16 protein-coding genes and 1 tRNA gene are annotated in these 21,031 nt (G+C 43.0%); 4 read left to right on the forward strand and 13 right to left on the reverse strand.

Features of this window, described 5'->3' with window-relative positions; genetic code table 11:
* Nucleotides 1-222: 222 nt before the first annotated feature.
* Complete coding sequence (locus JMX50_RS01145; RefSeq protein WP_201563070.1) at nt 223-1,461, reverse strand: argininosuccinate synthase; 1,239 nt, start codon at nt 1,459-1,461, stop codon at nt 223-225.
* Nucleotides 1,462-1,859: 398 nt separating this feature from the next.
* On the opposite strand from JMX50_RS01145, the gene pyrC reads away from it, so the two are divergent.
* The 3 genes from pyrC to JMX50_RS01160 all read left to right on the forward strand — a co-directional run bounded on the left by pyrC (nt 1,860) and on the right by JMX50_RS01160 (nt 4,506).
* Nucleotides 1,860-2,930 (forward strand): dihydroorotase, encoded by a 1,071-nt coding sequence (gene pyrC, locus JMX50_RS01150; protein WP_201628118.1) that lies wholly within the window; start codon nt 1,860-1,862, stop codon nt 2,928-2,930.
* A 456-nt stretch (nt 2,931-3,386) separates the two neighbouring features.
* On the forward strand, nt 3,387-4,082 hold the full coding sequence (rnt, locus tag JMX50_RS01155) for a ribonuclease T (protein ID WP_201628336.1): 696 nt from the start codon (nt 3,387-3,389) through the stop codon (nt 4,080-4,082).
* A 348-nt stretch (nt 4,083-4,430) separates the two neighbouring features.
* Nucleotides 4,431-4,506: transfer RNA gene (locus tag JMX50_RS01160), tRNA-Glu, on the forward strand.
* Between the two features lie 283 nt (nt 4,507-4,789).
* Here JMX50_RS01160 and JMX50_RS01165 read toward each other — a convergent pair.
* The 11 genes from JMX50_RS01165 to JMX50_RS01215 form a co-directional block, all read right to left on the reverse strand.
* Nucleotides 4,790-5,413: a BLUF domain-containing protein gene (locus JMX50_RS01165; protein WP_201628119.1), complete on the reverse strand. Its 624-nt coding sequence runs from the start codon at nt 5,411-5,413 to the stop codon at nt 4,790-4,792.
* A 459-nt stretch (nt 5,414-5,872) separates the two neighbouring features.
* Nucleotides 5,873-6,670 carry a 2-C-methyl-D-erythritol 4-phosphate cytidylyltransferase gene (ispD, locus tag JMX50_RS01170; RefSeq protein ID WP_227670847.1) on the reverse strand — a complete coding sequence of 266 codons (798 nt, stop codon included), beginning with the start codon at nt 6,668-6,670 and terminating at the stop codon, nt 5,873-5,875.
* 132 nt (nt 6,671-6,802) lie between these two features.
* Complete coding sequence (locus JMX50_RS01175; protein WP_183620640.1) at nt 6,803-7,111, reverse strand: FtsB family cell division protein; 309 nt, start codon at nt 7,109-7,111, stop codon at nt 6,803-6,805.
* 150 nt (nt 7,112-7,261) lie between these two features.
* Nucleotides 7,262-8,578 carry a phosphopyruvate hydratase gene (gene eno / locus JMX50_RS01180; RefSeq protein WP_201628120.1) on the reverse strand — a complete coding sequence of 439 codons (1,317 nt, stop codon included), beginning with the start codon at nt 8,576-8,578 and terminating at the stop codon, nt 7,262-7,264.
* Nucleotides 8,579-8,936: 358 nt separating this feature from the next.
* Nucleotides 8,937-11,285, reverse strand: a complete 2,349-nt coding sequence (locus JMX50_RS01185) for a heavy metal translocating P-type ATPase (RefSeq protein ID WP_201628121.1) — start codon at nt 11,283-11,285, stop codon at nt 8,937-8,939.
* Between the two features lie 320 nt (nt 11,286-11,605).
* Nucleotides 11,606-11,830 carry a heavy-metal-associated domain-containing protein gene (locus tag JMX50_RS01190; protein ID WP_087814437.1) on the reverse strand — a complete coding sequence of 75 codons (225 nt, stop codon included), beginning with the start codon at nt 11,828-11,830 and terminating at the stop codon, nt 11,606-11,608.
* 205 nt (nt 11,831-12,035) lie between these two features.
* The gene (locus JMX50_RS01195) at nt 12,036-12,290 is read right to left on the reverse strand and encodes a heavy-metal-associated domain-containing protein (protein WP_087814436.1); all 255 of its coding nucleotides are present in this window, start codon (nt 12,288-12,290) and stop codon (nt 12,036-12,038) included.
* 36 nt (nt 12,291-12,326) lie between these two features.
* Nucleotides 12,327-13,202 carry a 3-deoxy-8-phosphooctulonate synthase gene (gene kdsA, locus JMX50_RS01200; RefSeq protein WP_201628122.1) on the reverse strand — a complete coding sequence of 292 codons (876 nt, stop codon included), beginning with the start codon at nt 13,200-13,202 and terminating at the stop codon, nt 12,327-12,329.
* A 256-nt stretch (nt 13,203-13,458) separates the two neighbouring features.
* Nucleotides 13,459-15,093: a CTP synthase gene (locus tag JMX50_RS01205; protein WP_201563085.1), complete on the reverse strand. Its 1,635-nt coding sequence runs from the start codon at nt 15,091-15,093 to the stop codon at nt 13,459-13,461.
* 230 nt (nt 15,094-15,323) lie between these two features.
* The gene (locus JMX50_RS01210) at nt 15,324-16,400 is read right to left on the reverse strand and encodes a porin (RefSeq protein ID WP_201628123.1); all 1,077 of its coding nucleotides are present in this window, start codon (nt 16,398-16,400) and stop codon (nt 15,324-15,326) included.
* Nucleotides 16,401-16,981: 581 nt separating this feature from the next.
* Entirely contained in the window at nt 16,982-19,180 is a 2,199-nt protein-coding gene (locus tag JMX50_RS01215; protein ID WP_201628124.1) for a malate synthase G, read from the reverse strand.
* 714 nt (nt 19,181-19,894) lie between these two features.
* Here JMX50_RS01215 and JMX50_RS01220 point away from each other — a divergent pair.
* Nucleotides 19,895-20,608 (forward strand): tRNA-(ms[2]io[6]A)-hydroxylase, encoded by a 714-nt coding sequence (locus JMX50_RS01220; RefSeq protein WP_201628125.1) that lies wholly within the window; start codon nt 19,895-19,897, stop codon nt 20,606-20,608.
* A gap of 183 nt (nt 20,609-20,791) precedes the next feature.
* On the opposite strand, the gene JMX50_RS01225 is transcribed toward JMX50_RS01220, so the two are convergent.
* A complete protein-coding gene (locus tag JMX50_RS01225) occupies nt 20,792-21,022 on the reverse strand; it encodes a hypothetical protein (protein ID WP_201628126.1) in 231 nt (76 codons plus the stop codon).
* Nucleotides 21,023-21,031: the final 9 nt, after the last annotated feature.

Raw genomic sequence — 21,031 nt, forward strand, 5'->3', positions numbered from 1 at the left:
CCTGCAAAAACCCATAAAAAAAGGCGCTAACTTAATAGCATCGTTTTTATTTCTTCTTGCTTATGTTGTGCCGCTAGTAGACTGACTTTAAAATCAATATAGTGCGACTGGAATGAATTTTTCGTAGCCTCTGTGATAACAGCAAGCAAGGAAAATTTATAACAGTGGCACGTGACTATTAACGTATCGTCTATGTCTCGAATTGACTACCGCAAATCTGGCTTACTTCGATAAATCACGACCACGGCTGGCTTCAATCGCCAAACGCAGACCATTTAAACGGATGAAACCTTCGGCGTCTTTTTGATCATAAGCGCCCGCATCGTCTTCAAAAGTGGCGATTTTTTCATCGAACAATGAATCATCTGACTTACGACCAACAACGCTTACAGAACCTTTATATAATTTAACGCGTACGGTACCGTTGACATATTCTTGCGATTTGTCAATCAAGGCTTGTAGCATCATACGCTCAGGGCTGAACCAATAACCGTTATAGATAATTTTAGCGTAACGTGGCATCAGCTCATCTTTTAGATGCGCCGCTTCACGGTCAAGCGTCAATGATTCGATACCACGGTGTGCTTTTAGCATAATAGTACCCGCTGGGGTTTCATAGCAGCCGCGTGACTTCATACCGACATAACGGTTTTCGACGATATCTAAACGACCGATACCATGCTTACCGCCTATCTCATTAAGCTTAATCATCACTTCATAAGGCTTAAGCGCTTCACCATCGATAGCAACGATGTCGCCTTGTTTGTATTCTAATTCTAGATATTGTGCTTCGTCAGGTGCTTCTTCTGGGCTAACTGACCAGCGCCACATATCGTCTTCTGCTTCGGCGTATGGGTCTTCTAAAATACCACCTTCATATGAGATATGCAGTAAGTTGGCGTCCATTGAATACGGAGATTTTTTCTTATTGCCGGCATAATCGATAGAAATATTATGTTCTTCAGCATATTTCATCAAGCTTTCACGGCTCGATAAATCCCACTCACGCCATGGCGCAATGGTGACCACATCAGGAGACAAAGCAACGGCGCCAAGCTCAAAACGTACTTGGTCGTTACCTTTACCGGTCGCACCATGACTGATAGCATCGGCGTTATGTTCTTTAGCAATTTCAACCAAACGCTTGGCAATTAATGGACGCGCGATAGAAGTCCCTAGCAGATACTCGCCTTCATAGATGGCATTGGCGCGGAACATCGGGAATACGTAATCACGGGCAAATTCTTCACGTAAGTCTTCGATATGGATATGCTTGATACCCATTGCTTCAGCTTTGGCGCGCGCAGGCTCAACTTCTTCACCTTGACCAATGTCAGCGGTGAAAGTAATCACTTCTGCATCATAGGTTTCTTGTAGCCATCTGGCGATAATTGAGGTGTCAAGACCACCTGAATATGCCAAGACGATTTTATTAATAGTTTTTGGATCAAGCTGAGCCATGAAGAACTCCTAATATAAGAATTTATTGTCGAATACATTTAATGGGACGTAAAATGCGAATGATGGGATGAAATCAATAAAAGATAGATTGCCTGCTCAGTGTACATCATATTTACTAACGGCAAAAGTGGCACTGCCATCAGGCACTGGGTTTTCCCTTATATTTGAGGTTAATTCTATAAATCCGGTTATTTCAAATAACAGTCGCTGTAAACAACCCTCGTTTCTAACAAGATTCTTAAAACTCTGGCAAAAGTTAATCCGGTAAAAATCGCTTATCATTTATGTACAGATATTTTTCCGCATATTTAGTCAGGTAGGCAAATCTGTTATGATAGCAGCACAGCAAGACTCCCCCCTTCACTCCCGTATATGACGATATAGAGCGCGATGACACCATGACTGATTCGATTAGAGAATTAAACATCCTGCAGCCAGATGATTGGCATATTCATTTGCGCGACGATAAAGCGTTAGCAACCACCGTTCCGCATGCCGCCCAAAGCTTTAACCGCGTCATCTGCATGCCAAACTTGGTGCCGCCTGTTAAAAATGTTGATGATGCCCACGCTTATCGTGCGCGTATCATGCAGCAGTTAGAAGCAAGTAATTTGAGTACTGAGCGCAAAGCAGCTTTTGACCCACGGATGACCTTGTATCTCACGGATAACACCAGCGCCCATGATATCGAAATGGCGGCAAAATCAGGTATCGTCCAAGCGGTCAAGCTCTACCCTGCTGGCGCAACCACCAACTCTGCTGATGGCGTTACTGATATCAATGCCCGCGTCGATATCTTTGAAGCGTTAGAAAAATATAATCTGCCATTACTACTCCATGGTGAAGTGACTCACGACCATGTCGATATTTTCGACCGCGAAAAACGCTTTTTAGACGAAGTATTGGCACAAATCATCGTTAAATTTCCGACCATGAAAATTGTGATGGAACATATCACCACCAGCGATGCTGCTGACTTTGTTTTAGCCCAAGGTAACCAAGTTGCTGCCACCATTACGCCGCAACATCTGATGTTTAACCGCAATCATTTACTGGTCGGTGGTATTAAGCCGCATTTTTATTGCTTGCCTATTTTGAAGCGTGAAAGCCATCAAAAAGTATTGTTAGATGTGGCCACCAGTGGCAATCCGAAATTCTTTTTAGGCACAGATTCTGCGCCTCATGCAACGAACGCAAAAGAATCTGCTTGCGGCTGTGCCGGTTGTTATAGCGCCGCTAATGCGCTACCGCTATATGCCACCGCTTTTGATAGTGTCGGTAAAATTGATAAGCTTGAAGGGTTTGCGAGCCGCTTTGGCGCTCAATTCTATGGCGTACCAGTCCACGAAAGCACCATTACTTTGATAAATACGCCGATGCAAGTACCAACCGACTACCCTTACTTTGATGGCTCGTCGTTAACGCCGTTAATGGCGGGCGAGATATTACCTTGGTCTATTAAAGCCTAATAGTGATAACGTAAAACTGCCTGCGTCTCTATTATCTATTCGATCCCCTATAAAATAAACATCGTGCTACTGGTATAAATTTTGCGCAGCCTCTGGAGTGCAAAGCGCACAGCAAGCAAGGAAAACTTATACCAGTAGCACATTATAATATTTGTACTTATTTTATTTAGGGCTACATCCTATGATAGACAATGCGCTTCTGCTAAAAGGCAACTTCATTAGCAAAAGCAATACTCGTATCATAAGATGTTTATTTTTTAGTGATTTTTAATTTAATTCTTTAACTTAATTTTTTACTTCAATGCCACAGTACGACTGATAAAAGCGATTTAACTTGATATGACCATTCAAAACGATGCCGCCCTACCTGAAACCGACGTAAACAATACTAGCAATGTCACTAATACTAGCAATGTAATTAACACGCCCAATGGCAACACAGACGAACAAGCGCCCATGACCTTAAAAGAGCGTTTTCGTAAGTTCTTGCCTGTCGTCGTCGATGTCGAAACGGCCGGCTTTAATGCGCAAACCGACGCCTTATTAGAGATTGCTTGTATTCCTGTGCTGCTAAATGAGCAGGGTGTGTTTTATCCGGGCGAGGCTTTAAATGCTCATATTGAACCCTTTGAAGGGGCAAACCTTGAGCCAAGCGCCCTCGCTTTTACCGGTATTGACCCTAAAAACCCACTACGTAAAGCCATTGCCGAAGATGAAAAAACAGCGCTACGCCGTATTTTTAAAGGTTTAAAGGAAGTGCGCCGTACTGAAGACTGCCGCCAATGCGTCCTTATCGGCCATAATGCGCATTTTGACTTGGGTTTTTTGAATGCGGCGGTGCTGCGTACCAATAGCAAGAACCATAACCCATTTCACAATTTCTCAGTCTTTGATACCGTGACCCTATCTGCCTTGGCGTTTGGACAGACGGTATTAGCACGTGCCTGTAAGGCGGCTGGCATCGACTTTGATGGTAAAGACGCTCATTCAGCGCTCTATGATACCCAAAAGACCGCTGAGCTGTTTTGTCATATCCTAAACAGCTATCCTATGCTATCGAATGCGATGCATCTTGAGCAGAGCAACTCGGAGGTGACAGAAGATAGCGCCGCAGACACTACCGTACAAGCAACCGATAGCGACACCAAATAACATAAAGCACACGCCCTCCATTGTTAAACGCAAATAATAGTGCTATCTATAGTTAATAACTTGCTATGGATTATTTGAGCTTAACAAAAGGGACTTTGCTATGGAGCCACAGTTTAAGTTATGGGCAACCATCATCGGTTATATGCTGCTCGCTTTAACCATTAGCACTTGTACGTCGTTATGGATTCGGCATCATTTAAAGCGTAATGACCTACATCCACGCCGCGCGCTCAAAAAAAGATATTTAATTTTAAAAAGACGCAGAAAAAGGCTTGACAGAAAACGCAGACGCCATTAGAATACGCACCACTTCAGCATAAAGGTGAAAGCAGCTGAAGCGTTGTACTAGTCCCCATCGTCTAGAGGCCTAGGACACCGCCCTTTCACGGCGGTAACGGGGGTTCGAATCCCCCTGGGGACGCCACTATTTGGCGTCACTTGTTAGCAAGTTTGCTGTAAAGCATTGATAAGACTAATAAGCGTACCATCAAAAAGCCCATTCACATTTTTTGTGAGTGGGCTTTTTTTATGCCTGTTGTTATACCTGCTCATTTCTCATGCGTTGTTATAATTTCGTATCAGTGACAATGCAGCGGTTTATGATGACTTTTTATGATAAATTTATAAAAGCAAAAAGCTTATGACAGCAAAAAGCCAGCGATTAATGCTGGCTTTTTTAATATATGAGTTTTATTTTTTAGAAAAGCCTACCAAATCTTATCTGCTAGCACCAGCCAAAGTAGCGCCAATACAATCAAGCCGCCCAATATAGTCTGAATAAGGAAAAAGGCTTGGTGCTGTCCGACTACTTTGCCCAAGGTTACCCCTAAGGTATTATATTTTATCGGCTGCGTATCAAGCTCGCCGGATTTTTCTTGTTCTTCATAATAACCTTGCAGAATATCTAAAAACCGCTGCCATTCATTAGCGCCCCACGTATTGGGCTTAAACGGCATAAAGGCTTTAAGCTTAGGCTCATTCACCATCCAACGCTCAAGTGTAATAGAACGTAGTGACCAGCCAGCAAAACGGCGCTCAGCAATCGCTGAAAAATCCAATATCTTTAAATCTTGATGTCGATCATCTACCAATAAGCGATTTTTTAGATTGGTTAATGCTTGCTCAGAACCTTCCACACACTGGAAAAAGTATCCGTTGCCGTAGCAAAGAATACCAGTAATATTATCGGCTTTGTTCAGCTTAATGGCGACTTCTGCGATGTCGTTAAGCGTACTCGCACTTGCAAGACCAGTCGACGTAATGTGGCTCAGATATACAAGCTGGCAGAGATCTGGCGTTACTGGATTTGTCGAATCATTGACTGTTGACAATCAGCTTCTCCCTATTTTCAGGTAAATGTAGCTAAGACAACCATACTAACTTTCGATAAAAAATACTGACAAGACGTTTGAGGATAGCAAATACGCTTGTTATACTATTGATTTATAAATGTTTATATTAATTGTATTAAGTTGGTTACATCATAGGCTATTTTCGTCATCAAAGCAATATATGTTTATCTTAAGCCTCTACTTATTAATACTAAGCTGTGCTTTAGAATTATTTATAGGCAAAATATGATATGAATATGTCTTCCTAGAATAGGCAATTTAAAAGTTTTAGAGACATAAAGAGAAAAAATAGGCGCATGAAGTTATAAGCGCTCAATTTAGTTATTGAGAACGTTAAGATTGATAGCAAAACAGGTTAGGTAGAAAACAGTTTACATAGAGAATAAGAATCATAAAGGAAGAGTGCTTTATCGCTTCTTATAAGTGCTTTATCGCTTTCTATAATAGTTCGGATTGGGCGGTAAGAATCGCTGCGAGCAAGATAGCGTCGTCAGGATAAGTCAGTTTGATATTTTGTCGACTGCCAGACACCAAGCGAATCGGCAGCTCTAAATGTTCAAAAGCGCTGGCCTCATCGGTAATTTCTAGCTGATTCTCAGCAACATAGGTTAATACTCGCTGCAACTCACCTAAGCGAAATACTTGCGGCGTTTGTGCTTGCCACATATGACTACGGTCGATAGTGCGCTTAGCGTAAGAGTGGGTGCTGCTGCTATTGACAGGCTTATCTATAACGCCGTTTGTGGTCTTAGATTGAGCATGAGGCTGGGTGTAGGACTGTTTTAAGGTATCCGCTACTGGCGTGGCGAGAATAGCGCCATAAGGCTCTAGCATCGCCGCTTCAATCACCTTATTGATATCCTGTTGCGGCACCGCAGGACGTGCAGCATCATGTATCACGACCAAGTCTGAATCTTTAGCACCTGTCTGACGAATGGCTTCTACCCCTGCTTGTACCGATTGCCAACGCTCAGCGCCGCCACTGGCATACTGTATCGGCAGCGCAAAATTGAGTGTCTTTGCCGTGCTGTCATCTGCCCCTATAACCAATAAGCACTTATCAATATAAGCACTATTAGCAAGCCGCGCCACGCTATGCTGTAGCAAGGTCTGCCCTTGTAGCATGGTATATTGCTTTGCGATAGAGGCACCAAAACGACTACCGCGACCAGCAGCAACAATCATGGCATGTATATGTGGTGTGGTATTCATAAGGTGGCTTTGATTGATACTCATGGTTGGATTCCATGATGATAGGACTGGAGAGAAGTGAAAAAGAGGTTTAGATTTTAACCATAAATACTTTAAGACCAATAATGTGACTACTGTAGATAGTAGAAAACACTCATTTTGTAAAATTAAGAGCGATTAATAACGGCTGTGCGTCGTCGGCGCTGTTGATACTTGTACAAAGGTCTCATTTGGCTTAATTAAGCCCAAATCTAAGCGCGCATGCTCTTCTACTGCTTCAAGACCGGTCTTTAAGTCATGAACGTCAGTGCGTAGCAAATTATTTGCCGCTACTTGGTTATCATTTAAGCGCTGCTGCTCATCAATCTGTGTCAGCAATTTATTATGCTCAAACTGACCGTTTTCGCCTAGCCAATATTGATATTGCAGTCCTAAAAGGACGGCAACGGCTAAAGCAAGTAGCATAAATTGGCTAAAGTATTTCATAAATTGATCACGCCAAAACGATAAAGAGACAATAGAAAAGAGATAATAGAGTAAAGTAAAAAACTAAGTAGGCTTATTAAGCGATATATCATCACATCAATGACGATATATCGCTTAGCTTTAAGCCTAACTGCTTAGCTGTATAGCTTATTAGCCACGTAGACCGATAAACTCTTCACGGCCACGGTAGCTTGCACGTACTTGTTGCTCGATACGTAATAACTGATTGTATTTCGCGACACGGTCTGAGCGGCATAGTGAGCCAGTTTTAATCTGACCAGCAGCCGTACCCACTGCCAAGTCTGCAATGGTGCTGTCTTCAGTTTCACCTGAACGATGCGAGATAATCGTTGCATAGCCGTTTTTCTTCGCCAGATAAATCGCATCTAGCGTTTCTGATAAAGTACCGATTTGGTTAAACTTAATCAAAATCGCATTGGCAATATGCTTATCAATGCCTTCTTGCAAGATAGCAGGGTTGGTCACAAATAAATCATCACCGACCAATTGGACTTTATCACCAATCTGCTCAGTCAAATACTTCCAGCCATCCCAATCCGACTCATCAAGACCATCTTCGATAGAGATAATAGGATATTGACGCGCCAAGCCTACTAAATAGTCAGAGAAACCTTGGCTATCAAAGGATTTATTACCCTCGCCTGCCAAGATATATTGACCGTCTTTATAGAATTCACTGGCCGCGCAATCTAAAGCCAAATGAATATCTTCGCCAGCTTTATAGCCAACTTGCTCAATCGCTTGCATGATAACAGTGATAGCTTCTTCGTTGCTACGTAGGTTGGGGGCAAAACCGCCTTCATCACCGACCGCTGTATTCAAGCCTTGTGATTTGAGGACAGATTTTAAGCTGTGGAAAATCTCCGTACCCGCACGCAGCGCTTCTGAGAAGCTAGTGAAACCAACGGGCTCAATCATAAACTCTTGGATATCAACCGTGTTATCCGCATGCTCGCCACCGTTTAAGATGTTCATCATCGGTACAGGCATCGTCAATGACGTCTGATTGCGCAAGTTTGCAATGTATTGATGTAGTGGCAGACTTTGTGACTTGGCAGCCGCTTTGGCAGTCGCAAGAGAGACTGCTAGCATAGCATTAGCGCCAAGGCTGTCTTTGTTTTCTGTGCCATCTAGCGCAATCATCGCATCATCAATACCTTGCTGCTCGGTGACATCTTTGTCCATTAGCGCACTGCGAATCTGGCTATTAACGTTGGCAACGGCTTTTTTGACGCCTTTACCCATGTAGCGATCTTTGTCGCCATCACGCAGCTCAAGCGCTTCACGTGAGCCAGTAGAGGCGCCACTTGGGGCAGCAGCACGGCCAATAGTGCCATCAGCTAGGATTACATCGGCTTCAATCGTTGGGTTACCGCGCGAGTCTAAAATCTCACGAGCGCGAATGTCTTTAATTGCGGTGACGTTGGTGGTTTCTTCAGCGTACATAATGTCTGTTAATTCCTTTGGTCATGCCAAGTTTGTGGGATAAATAACGGCAACTAGAATACAAAAAAGATAAAAAATATCGTATAGCAAATATGCCCAAACCAGTCTTGCCTATTTATACAATTTATATCATCTGATACCAGTGATACAATCCGCTTATTTAGCGCATGATTTTGCGAATAGTGAAAAGTTGGTTTGGCACTTTAAGCGTCGGCTATAATGCTTGGCATCATAGCATAAATTTTGCCAAACTTCCCTTATCTTACACCAACTTGCGCCCATAAAAACCTATATGAGCAGCGATAGTAGTCGTTACCAAAGCGTTTTGTTAGTGCCGCTATTAATAGTGATATAACGCTTACGCTTTTGTTAAACGTTTGCTGTTGCTATGTGCGCCAGAGACAGTGTTATCCAGTTCAACCTCGGTTTTAAATCGTGTCAAACGTAACGCGTTCATTAATACCGAAATAGAGCTGAGCGCCATTGCAGCCGCGGCAATCATAGGATTTAAAAAGCCGAAAGCGGCAAGCGGAATACCAAGGCAATTATAAATAAAAGCAAAGAATAGATTCTGCTTGATATTACGCACCGTGGCATTCGCAATTTTTTGCGCCGCATCGATATGCATCAGTGACTCGCCCATCAAGCGCGCAGAAGCACTGTGCTGTGCGACATCCGTACCTTCAAACATGGCAAAGCTGGCATCAGCGGTAGCCATCGCTGGCGCATCATTGACGCCGTCCCCTGCCATAGCAACTTTATGACCCGCCGTTTGCAATAAAGCAATTTGGCTTGCTTTATCACGTGGGCTCATTTTACCGTAAGCTTGCTCGATACCTAACTGCCCTGCCACATGGTCAACGACCGATTGCTTATCACCACTCATCAAAATGACATTGATGCCAGCATCTTGTAGCGCTCTTATGGCTTGCGGCGTGTCATCCTTTAAGTCATCAGCAAGGGCAAAAGCACCTAGCGGCTCATCGTTAATACTAATAGCGACCGTACTGGCGATTTGCCATACTTTTGGCATCAGCTTTGGTAGCGTCAAATTAGCAAACTCTGCGCTACCAACCTTTATTAAGCCTAAGCCTTCGATATTTGCTTGTATACCAGCGCCCTTTATCACACTGATATCAGTCACACTCATCAACGGCAAGTTTCGCTCAGTAGCCGCGTTAATCAGTGCCGTCGCTAATGGATGGCTGGCATGTGCCTCAACACTTGCGGCAATTTGCAGGACATCATCAACGGCTAGTGATTTATCTACCATCACATTATCAACGATGGTCGGCTTACCGATGGTTAATGTGCCTGTCTTATCCAAAACAACGGTATCGATATTACCTGCCGCCTCTAAGCTTTGCGCGTCTTTAAACCAAACACCATGACGCGCGGCGACACCCATACCAGCCATGATAGCAGCTGGCGTCGCTAGACCAAGCGCACAGGGGCAAGCAATGACCAATACCGACACGGCATGCATTAACGCCGTGTCAAGCATGCCCGTTAGCCACCATGTCAGTCCAAAGGTGATCAAGGCAATCGTCACCACGACAGGAACAAAAATAGCCGTTACTCTATCAGCAAGGCGCGCTAAATTGGCTTTTGAGCCTTGTGCATCGCTGAGCGCTTGTACCATATCACCGAGCTTGGTATCACTACCTTTAGCACTAACGCGATAGAGTAAGCTGCCATTTTCAACGAGAGCGCCTGCTAGCAGTCCATCACCTACTTCTTTTTTGAGCGGTACGGACTCACCGGTTAAATGGCTCTCGACACACCAGCCACTACCATCGATAACTGTCCCATCGGTTGCCACGCGGCTGCCTTGCTTAGCACGCAAGATATCGCCTACTTGTACATCTTGCAGCGCGACATTATGAAAGTCGCCATTCGGCTGCTGTTGTTCAACTTCATCAGGGGTTAATGACAATAATAAATCGATACTGTTTAGACTGTGCTTTTTGGTGCGCTCTTCAAGATATTTACCGGTACGCACAAAGGCAATGACCATTACGCCTGCTTCAAAATACACTGCTGGTCCGTGTCCACTACCATGACCGCTTTGCAGCAGACTATTTAACGTACCATCGCCATGGGTCAGCCATAGATACGTTGAATACGCCCAAATGGTGACCGTACCGATGACCACCAGTACGTCCATATTGGCAAGACCACCTTTAATAGATGCCCAAGCGCTTTTGTAAAAGGGTAATGCCAATCCAAACTGTACAATCGTCGCTAGGATAAACTGAATCCAAACCGGTGGCATCCACGCCATACCTTGCCCAACAAGCATGCCCGCCATACCCACTAAAAACGGCAGCAAGCAAACCCATAACCCAATCAAGCGCCACGGGTATTCAGTCGCGGTATCCTCGTCTGTTTGTGCAAACAAACTATCGGCTGCTTGCAAATTGGCCACGAAGCCGGTTTTATTTACCCATTCTGTGACCTGCTCAGGCGTGGTCTGCGTTGGGTCATAATCAACATTGGCAGTCTCGCCAGCGAAGTTTACACTCACCTCATATACCGATGGTTTTTTGTTTAGTACCTTCTCGATTCTTGAGGCACAGGCCTGACACGTCATTCCATCAATGGCCAGTTGCAAGTGTGCACGCGTAGGCGATGTCGTCGTATTGGACTGAATATCAGTTTCAACATCATAGGACTGCTCATTGCTGGTACGGGTAGAATCATTCATAAATAGAACTCGTTGTTGCGTTATAGCGCTTTATAGCGTTTATCAATTGATATGGCCATAAAAATATCAGTGGAGGGAAAATCTAAATGAAACAAATAAAGCATTTTAAAGTTGAATATGAATCTTAATGGATAGTAAATATTAAATGGATACGAATAATGGCTATTCAAGTATGTGACTCTCTATAGCTTAATAACGCTCAGCACAATGATAGAAGCAACTTAATATGTATGAATAGTGATTGCTCATTAAAAAAACCATTTAAATATCCATTAAAAAACCAGCCATGATAGCTGGTTTACTTAACTAAATGACAATGCTTACGAGTTAGCAACGGTTGCATCGAAGCCTGCCTCATCGATAGCAGCAGCAATGACTTCTGCACTGGTTTTGCTATCATCAAAGGTGACTGTCGCTTGGTTGTCTGCAAGCTCGATACTGATATCATCTAAACCATCGATATCGGCGGTGGCATTATGGACGCTTGCCACACAGCCGCCACAAGTCATGCCATCAATTTTAATAATACGGGTTTGGTTTGCCATGAGAGGCTCCTTATTTTTATAACTGAGTTTTTATGAGTGAGTATTTTTATGACTTTAATAAACTGCTGTCATCGCTGTTTTCTAAATACAGTCATTGCAGCATTGAACTAGCATAAGCCCAATTAAGCTGAACAACAAGTTTGATTGCTCGTATCTTTACGAAACCGCTTTATGAAAGTGCATCTTCTTTATCAGTGCCTCACCGCTAATCATGATAACGTGGATTTTGCGGGGCATCGATAGGAAACGGCTGAGTGACGTAATCGACCATACTGATTGCCGCAACGAAAGCATGGATGGTCGTTTGCGTATCATCATAACGGATAAAGGCAACACCATTTTCAGGCTCCAGCTCAATTTCAGTGACACCGGTAATGTTTTTTAGCGCCGTCATCACGCTCTCAAGCCCTTCGGTATCATCGATATTTTCGATACTTACCTGCGCTATTTTAATCGCCATCGTCTTACCCTCTCATCGATATCATTGTTAACATCATTAATGCGTGTCCAATACCTCAAACCCTTTAACCAAATCATCGATCTGCTTTAGCTGACGTAAAAATGGCTCTAACTGACTGGTTCGCAACGCACACGGGCCATCACACTTGGCGGTTTCTGGATTTGGATGCGCCTCTAAGAATAATCCAGCTAGTCCTGTTGCCATACCTGCGCGGGCAAGCGTTGTGATTTGCTCACGGCGTCCGCCGGCACTATCACTACGCGCACCCGGCTGCTGCAAACTGTGCGTTACATCAAAAAATACCGGAATATCCATCTGCTTCATGGTATCAAAACCAAGCATATCGACGACCAGATTATTATAACCAAAGGCACTACCGCGCTCACAAAGTATCAGCTTATCGTTACCACCTTCAAGGCATTTATTAACGATATGACGCATCTCATGCGGCGCTAAAAACTGCGCTTTTTTAATATTAATAATCGCATCTGTTTTTGCCATCGCATGCACCAAGTCAGTCTGACGCGATAAAAACGCTGGCAGCTGGATAATATCAGCAACTTCAGCGACGGGCGCTGCTTGATACGGTTCATGGACGTCAGTGATAATCGGCACTTGGAATTTTTCTTTAATTTGCCCAAGCCAATCGATACCTTGCTCTAAACCCGGACCTCTATAAGAATGTAAGCTTGAACGGTTGGCTTTATCAAAACTGGCTTTAAAAACATAGCCGATACCCAAACGCTGACATATATCGACATACTGCTCGGCAATCTCAAACGCCAATTCTTTTGACTCTAAAACATTCATACCACCGAATAATACAAACGGCTGATCATTACCGATATTGATTGTATTGCCATTTGGCGTCTTAAGCTTGATATGCGATTGCGCCGTTAATAGATTTTCCATGAAGCGGTAACCCTCATTATTGTTATTTACTGTTATTACGAACAGTTATTATTAATGCTACTCCCCCGTATTGTAACCGATAGCCCCATGAAAAAAAGTATCTAAGCGTAATTACATCTCGCTGATACTGTAGATTACTTCATAAAAGCGCTATTGCTAGAAACCGCTATTAAAAAATAGCTAAATAAAGTCCAAAAAAAAGACCAATCCGAAAATCAGTCTTTTTTTTAACTATCAAGCTGTCATGCGATAACGATTATTTATTATCGCTATAGGTTCTTGCTGCTTTTACAAAGCTGTTAAACAGTGGATGACCACCGCGTGGCGAGCTGGTAAATTCAGGATGGAACTGTACCGCGACAAACCAAGGATGAGTAGGAATCTCAACCGATTCGACCAAATGCTGCTTAGCCGAATAACCAGATATGCTCATACCTGCTTGCTCTAATGGCTCAATATAACGATTGTTCATCTCATAACGATGGCGATGACGCTCAGTAATATTGGTTGAGCCATAGATTTGGGCAAGCTTACTACCAGCAACCAGTTCCGCTTGCTGTGCACCTAAACGCATAGTACCACCAAGGTCTGAATCATCGCTACGAATCTGCAATTCGCCGCGCTCATCTAACCACTCGGTAATCAGACCAATAATAGGTTCAGCCGCCGTACGATGGAACTCAGAAGAGTTGGCATCGATATGTAGCACATTACGAGCATACTCAATCACAGCCAGCTGCATACCAAGGCAGATACCAAGATAAGGTACGTTGTTTTCACGCGCATAAGTAATGGCTTTCATTTTGCCATTGGTACCGCGCTCACCGAAGCCGCCCGGTACTAAAATAGCATCAGCATCGTTTAGACGGGCAAATAAAGCATCATCCGTTTCTAACAATTCAGCATCAATATAGTCGATTTTAACATCGGCTTTATGGGTGATACCAGCGTGCAGCAAGGCTTCATTGATAGACTTATAGGCATCCGGTAATTCAACATACTTACCAACCATCGCTACCGTTACCGTCGCTTCAGGATTCAGCTGTGCTTCAACCACTTTATCCCAATCGCTTAAATCCGCTTCTGGTAAATCAAGACCAAAACGCTCACAGATTAAGTCATCAAGATCCTGCTCATGCAGGGTGCGCGGAATCTGGTAAATACTTTGCGCATCTTCACACATGATAACCGCACGCTCTTCTACGTTGGTAAAAAGCGCAATCTTGCGGCGATTGTCTGGTGAGATATGGTGATCTGAGCGGCAAATTAAGACATCAGGCTGCAAACCGATCGAACGCAGCTCTTTTACTGAATGCTGGGTCGGCTTAGTCTTGGTTTCACCAGCACTGGCGATATAAGGTACTAATGTTAAATGCATCAGCATGGCGCGATTGCGACCTAGCTCTACTTGCATTTGGCGTACAGCTTCCATAAAGGGAAGTGATTCGATATCACCAACTGTACCGCCAATCTCGATAATGGCGATGTCATAGCCTTCGCCACTGGCAAGAATTTTGCTTTTGATTTCATCAGTGATATGCGGAATCACCTGTACCGTACCGCCTAAATATTCACCGCGGCGCTCTTTATTCAAAACGTTTTGATAGATACGACCACTGGTGAAGTTGTTGCTCTTACTCATCTTTGAATGGCGCAAAAAACGCTCATAGTAGCCCAAATCTAAATCGGTCTCAGCGCCATCTTCAGTGACGAATACTTCGCCGTGCTGGAACGGGCTCATCGTACCTGGATCGACGTTGATATACGGATCCATTTTGGTCATCGTCACTTTTACGCCACGTGCTTCTAGCACGGCAGCAAGGGATGCGGCGGTAATACCTTTTCCTAGTGAGGACACTACCCCACCGGTCACAAATATAAACTTGGTCATAGTACTCTGTCGGTAATTGGTAAAGAAGGATTTTACTAAAAATACGCCACAAAATATAGGGCAAAAGCGCAAACTCTTTAAAACACTCAGTTTTTAACGCTTAATCATCTTAAGTGCGTAATCATCGTAAATACGTAGCTATTATAACCCACTGCAGCTTTAAAAAGGTCACAACAAAAAAACTCACCCCGAAGGATGAGTTTTTTTAGAGTCAGATTCTAATGCTTAGATTAGAATTTGTATTCTAGACCAGTACCAATTACGAATATATCAGCATCGCCATCGATAACAGTGTATTCATTTCTACCTAAACTATCTTCGCCACTCTTATATGCAGCCTTAACGTTTTCAGCGTTATTCACACCAGCGTAAGCATGCATGATCATGTTGTCTTTAAAGAAGTACTTACCACCAACAACGATTTGATCTGAATCAGCGTTATTCCAACCGTCTAAGTTATCAGTTTTGTTGTACTGTGCATAGATAGAAGCTGGACGGGCAAAGTTAGTTAAAGGCATTGCCGCACTAACAATCAAACCTTTCTCTTTCTTAGTATCGCGAGAGTAATCAAAATCAGCTACTTGATATAAAGCGCCTAGAGTAACAGGAGCTGCCATGAATTTACCTAGATCAACAGTTGCAGTACCACGGATGATATCACCAAGAATATTCTGATCTTTGTCATAAGCAACGCCAGCTGTGAAGCCTGTACCTTGATCAAACATAGCCGCAACACCAAAGCCAGAGTTGTCATTGCGATTCTGATCATCAGAGTTGTACATTGCAGAAATCTCTAATGGCAGACCATCGTATTTTGGCGCAGTCCAAATGATTGAGCTTTTGATACGATTACTATCAGCCATATTCAGTGCTTCAACAGCGCCGTTTTCTAATTTATTTCTACCTAGGTTATCCCAATAGCCGCTGTCAGCAGTGACAACGTTGTTAATTCTGTCTAAAGTAGATTGGTTTTTACCAACGCGGAATTCACCAAACTGTTTGTTTACAACACCAAGATACGTATCGCGGTTAGTGAAACCGTCTCTATCACCATCGATGCTTGTGCCGTATTCCAACTGATAGATTGCATCAGTGTTAGCCGTCATGGCTTCAGAGCCTTTGATACCAATACGTGAAGCATGAGAGTTAATCTCTATTGTATCTTCATCATAATTGTAACCAGGGCCTTCAAACTCAGCATTAACATAGTCAGCTGCTAAAAAAGCTTTACCATATAGAGTTGGGGCTGCATTGGCTGCAGATACAGATAGGGCAGCGATTGCTGTAGCTAAAAGTAGTTTTTTCATGGGGGTATCTCCACTTTACAATTTTAGTAATGAGCGAGCTATTATTAGCCGGTGCCCAAAATGGTATCGTCACAAATCCTCAAAGATATAATGTGTAACTGGCTACCGAGATTAGTCAGAAACAAGTGTGGCGAAGTTCTATTACCGTAAGATGAAAAAAACCATGACTTACATAACTGGGATCGAAATCGTAACTGCCATGTAAACGTTGGTCTTTATCGCTCTGTTGCGTAACATCCGTTACCAAACTCATACTTCGAGTACAAGCATAACAACTTTGACATAATTTGCAACATATTTTTTACGTCTCTAATGACAAAAAATCTTCAAAGCCATGTCCACTATGAGGTTTAACCTATATTTAATTAGGGACAAAACAACACCCCTACTCGTCATGGACGAATAGAGGTGTTATTGAGAAATATCAGTAATAAGAATATACACTATATTTAATATGCTTATTAAAAACAAAACGTTAGCAGGCTACTTATACATAGATAAATAGCCTTAAAGCAAAGCTCGTTAATAATAACTAACGCTAGTTATATTATTTAATTAACTAACAATATGGCTCGATTAATTTAGCAGTTGGCTTTTAGATCAAGGCGTGCTTGATGGAGCAATGGCTCAGTGTAGCCACTTGGCTGCTCGCGACCTTTAAATACCAAATCACAAGCCGCTTTAAAGGCATACGAGTTATCGAAGTCATTTGCCATCGGCTGATAGCCATTATCGTCAGCATTTTGCTCATCGACGACTTTTGCCATGCGCTTCATGGTATCCATCACTTGTTGCTCACTGATGACCCCATGATGTAGCCAGTTGGCGATATGCTGGCTTGAGATACGCAATGTCGCACGGTCTTCCATTAGACCCACATCATTGATATCAGGTACTTTAGAGCAACCAACACCTTGGTTTACCCAGCGTACGACATAACCTAAGATGCCTTGAGCATTATTATCAAGCTCTTGCTGCTTCTCTTCTTCCGTCCAGTTGGTGTTTTTTGCCAATGGAATGGTCAAGATGTCATCTAAGCTGGCACGCTCACGTGATTTTAGCTTGTCTTGCACCTCAGCGACATTCACTTGATGATAATGCATGCTGTGTAAGGTGGCGCCCGTTGGTGATGGTACCCATGCTGTGCTAGCGCCCGCTTGTGGATGTGCGGCTTTGGTTTCCATCATCTCTTTCATCTCATCAGGCTTCGCCCACATGCCTTTACCAATCTGAGCGTGACCTTGTAGACCCGTCTCTAAACCGATATCGACGTTCCACTGCTCATAAGCTGGCTGCCATGCTTCTGACTTCATATCGCCTTTACGTACGAAAGGTCCGGCGTTCATGCTGGTATGCATCTCATCACCGGTACGATCTAAGAAGCCGGTATTAATAAAGATAACGCGCTCTTTGGCTTGGCGAATCGCTTCTTTTAGGTTGACCGTCATACGGCGCTCTTCGTCCATGATACCGATTTTAAGGGTATTACGTTCTAAGCCCAATAAGTCTTCTGAGGCATTAAACAAATCGTTTGCCATTTTGACTTCTTCAGGACCATGCATTTTTGGTTTAACGATATACATCGAACCTTTACGCGAGTTTGATAGCTGGTTGTTACCTTTTAAATCATTTAAAGACAATAGCGGTGTAATCAAACCATCCATCAAGCCTTCAAAAATCTCTTCTTGACCATTACCCAAATCGACTAAGATCGCAGGGTTTTGCATCAAATGGCCAACGTTACGGATTAGCAATAATGAGCGACCTGGTAAGGTAAAGATGTCGCCATCTGGCGTGGTATATTCACGGTCTGGGTTTTGTTTACGTGTACGGGTTTTGCCGCCTTTTTCAAAGGTTTCTTGCAAATCGCCATTCATCAAACCAAACCAGTTGCGATAGACTTCTACTTTTTCTTCAGCATCGACGGCAGCGATTGAATCTTCACAATCTTGAATTGCTGTAATGGCTGATTCTAATAGCACGTCCTTAATATTGGCTGGATCGTCTTTACCAACTGGATGGCTGCCATCGATTTGAATTTCAGCGTGTAAGTTATTATTCTTTAATAAGATACCGGTTGGGCTTGCTGCATCACCGACAAAACCTGCAAATTGAGCAGCATCTTTTAATTCAGTGCTGCTATCGCCTTGTAGCACTTCAAGCTTGCCATCGACCACTTTAAAACCGGTTGCATCGTTGTATGAACCTGAGGCTAACGCAAAGTTTTCATCCAAGAATTTTTTGGCATAGGCGACGACAGCGGCGCCGCGAATTGGGTTGTAGCCACCTTTTGCTTCTTGACCATTTTCATCGCTGATCACGTCTGTGCCGTACAAAGCATCATATAAGCTGCCCCAACGAGCGTTTGTCGCGTTCAATGCATAACGGGCGTTACGTACGGGTACGACTAACTGCGGTCCTGCGATATGGGCAATCTCGTCGTCGACGTTTTGGGTGCTGACTTTGAAATCTTCGCCTTCTGGTAACAGATAGCCGATTTCTTGTAAAAATGCTTTATAAGTAGGATAGTCAATGTCGCCGTCTTTGGCAGGATTGTCTAGATGCCATTGATCAATCTGGGCTTGGATTTTGTCACGGGTCGCAAGCAGCGCTTTATTACGCGGCGTAAACTCCTTAATGACCTTTTCAAAACCTGACCAATAACTGTCTGAATCCACACCGACTTTCGGCAGCACTTCGTTTTCAATAAAATCGAACATCTGCTTATCGATGGCAAGAATGCCCTTCTGAATACGATTGGCGTTAGAAGACTGGCTCATATTGTTATCCTTATCTGTTCGTGAAGTGTGTTAATCCCGGGTTACTACTATCGCAGTTAAGATCTAAGTTGCTACTATTTAGACCAGCTTTAAGCAAATACTAAGGTGATAAACCTTACTTTTTGCGCTAGCATGGATAGTTGATATAATGCTGAGTATCAACTATTCACTAGCAATCAATAGTAAGACAGAATGTCCCAAAAGCAAAATCTCATCCTACTATCAAATAATGAAATAAACAAGGAAACATCATTCAGCAAGTAAATACTTAGGCTGTAGATAAATGATACCCTATAAGACGTATGGCTTTAGATGCTATAAACGCCTTGTTTAAGCACAATGATGGAAACGATGGATAAACTGTAAGTAATCATTACCATAGTAATTTATGCTTAACGGTTATCTATTAAGCTAAGGCGTTTAAAAGTATCAAACACGTCAAATGATCCATTATTCCAGATGCTATTAAAGATATTTGCCGCTATATAGTCAGTTCAATATAAAAAAGGCAGGTTAAAAATAGCCTGCTGCTGGGATAAATTTTTCTTGCTTGCTGTGCGCTTCGCACTTTTCGATGCTTTGCAAAATTTATCCCAACAGCCATGTATTCTTTTTAAGTTGAATCGACTATAGCAGACTTATTTATTTTCAGACCTTTTTATCATTATTCAATAAATGCTGTTTTACAACTACTCAATAAAGCCCAATAAAACTATGACTATCAATACACAAAACCTTGCAACTTTAACCCAAGAAAATGGCGCTCAAGAAGAAAATAATCAAGAAGACAGCGTCGATATTGCGCAATTACGAACGCCTATAAAGGTAGACCTATCTCCTATTTATGAGTTTTTGGGTACGCGAACCACACAAGCGTGGGTAAATGCCGCCATTGCTGACTTGCCATTAATCATTCAAGACCATGCCAATTGTGAAAAAAAAGCGGCTGGTACAGCAATGAACTTATTATTTCGCTATGAGTTTTCTTATGATTTACAGTGCAAATTGGCGCAGTTGATACGCGAGGAGATGCTGCATTATGAGCAGGTGCTCGGCATCATGAATGAGCGCGGGCAAGAGTGGCAATATCTAAGTGCCGGACGTTATGCTAAAGGTATGCTGAAACATAAACGCACCTACGAGCCAGCAGCGATGATAGATGTATTGATTATCGGAGCATTTATTGAAGCGCGTTCTTGTGAGCGTTTTGCTGCATTGGCTGAAGTCATCAACGATGAGCGTTTGGCGAAATATTATCGCTACTTACTTAAATCAGAAAGCCGTCATTTTGAAGATTATCTGGCATTGGCGCAGTCATTGTCAGAGGATAATATCGACGAGCGCGTGGCGTTTTTTAAAGCGGTAGAAGCGGAGCTGATATCGAGCCCAGATACCGAGCTGCGTTTTCATAGCGGTGAACCGGCTTAATTATAGAATCTGTGCCATATCTTAATGGCTAGGATTTTAACCACTCTAAAAAGCGGTTTAAACACAAAAAGGTGCAACAATCAGTCGATATGAGAATCGGCTAATTGTTGCACCTTTTGGCTTTATACTTCTTCACTTCACACTGTCTAAGTGTCTACTTTCTTAGCATACTGTCTAAAACTGTTATTTATCGCTCTCCATTAAAGCGCTGTCGTATTCTTTATGACTTTTTCCGACATGATGTGGATCATGGTCATTCGTTAACCGTGCTGCTTCAGCTGGATTGGCTGTTTGCAATGCATCATCAGCAACAATTCCATTATTGTCATCGGCATCTTTAAGCGGCATATCATCATTTAAATGAGCCGTTTTTAAATTACTCGTTTCTGCATCCCTATCATCTGGCATATTCATGGCAATTCC

Origin of the sequence: Psychrobacter maritimus (assembly GCF_904846345.1) — a bacterium.
Classification (GTDB): Bacteria; Pseudomonadota; Gammaproteobacteria; order Pseudomonadales; family Moraxellaceae; genus Psychrobacter; species Psychrobacter maritimus.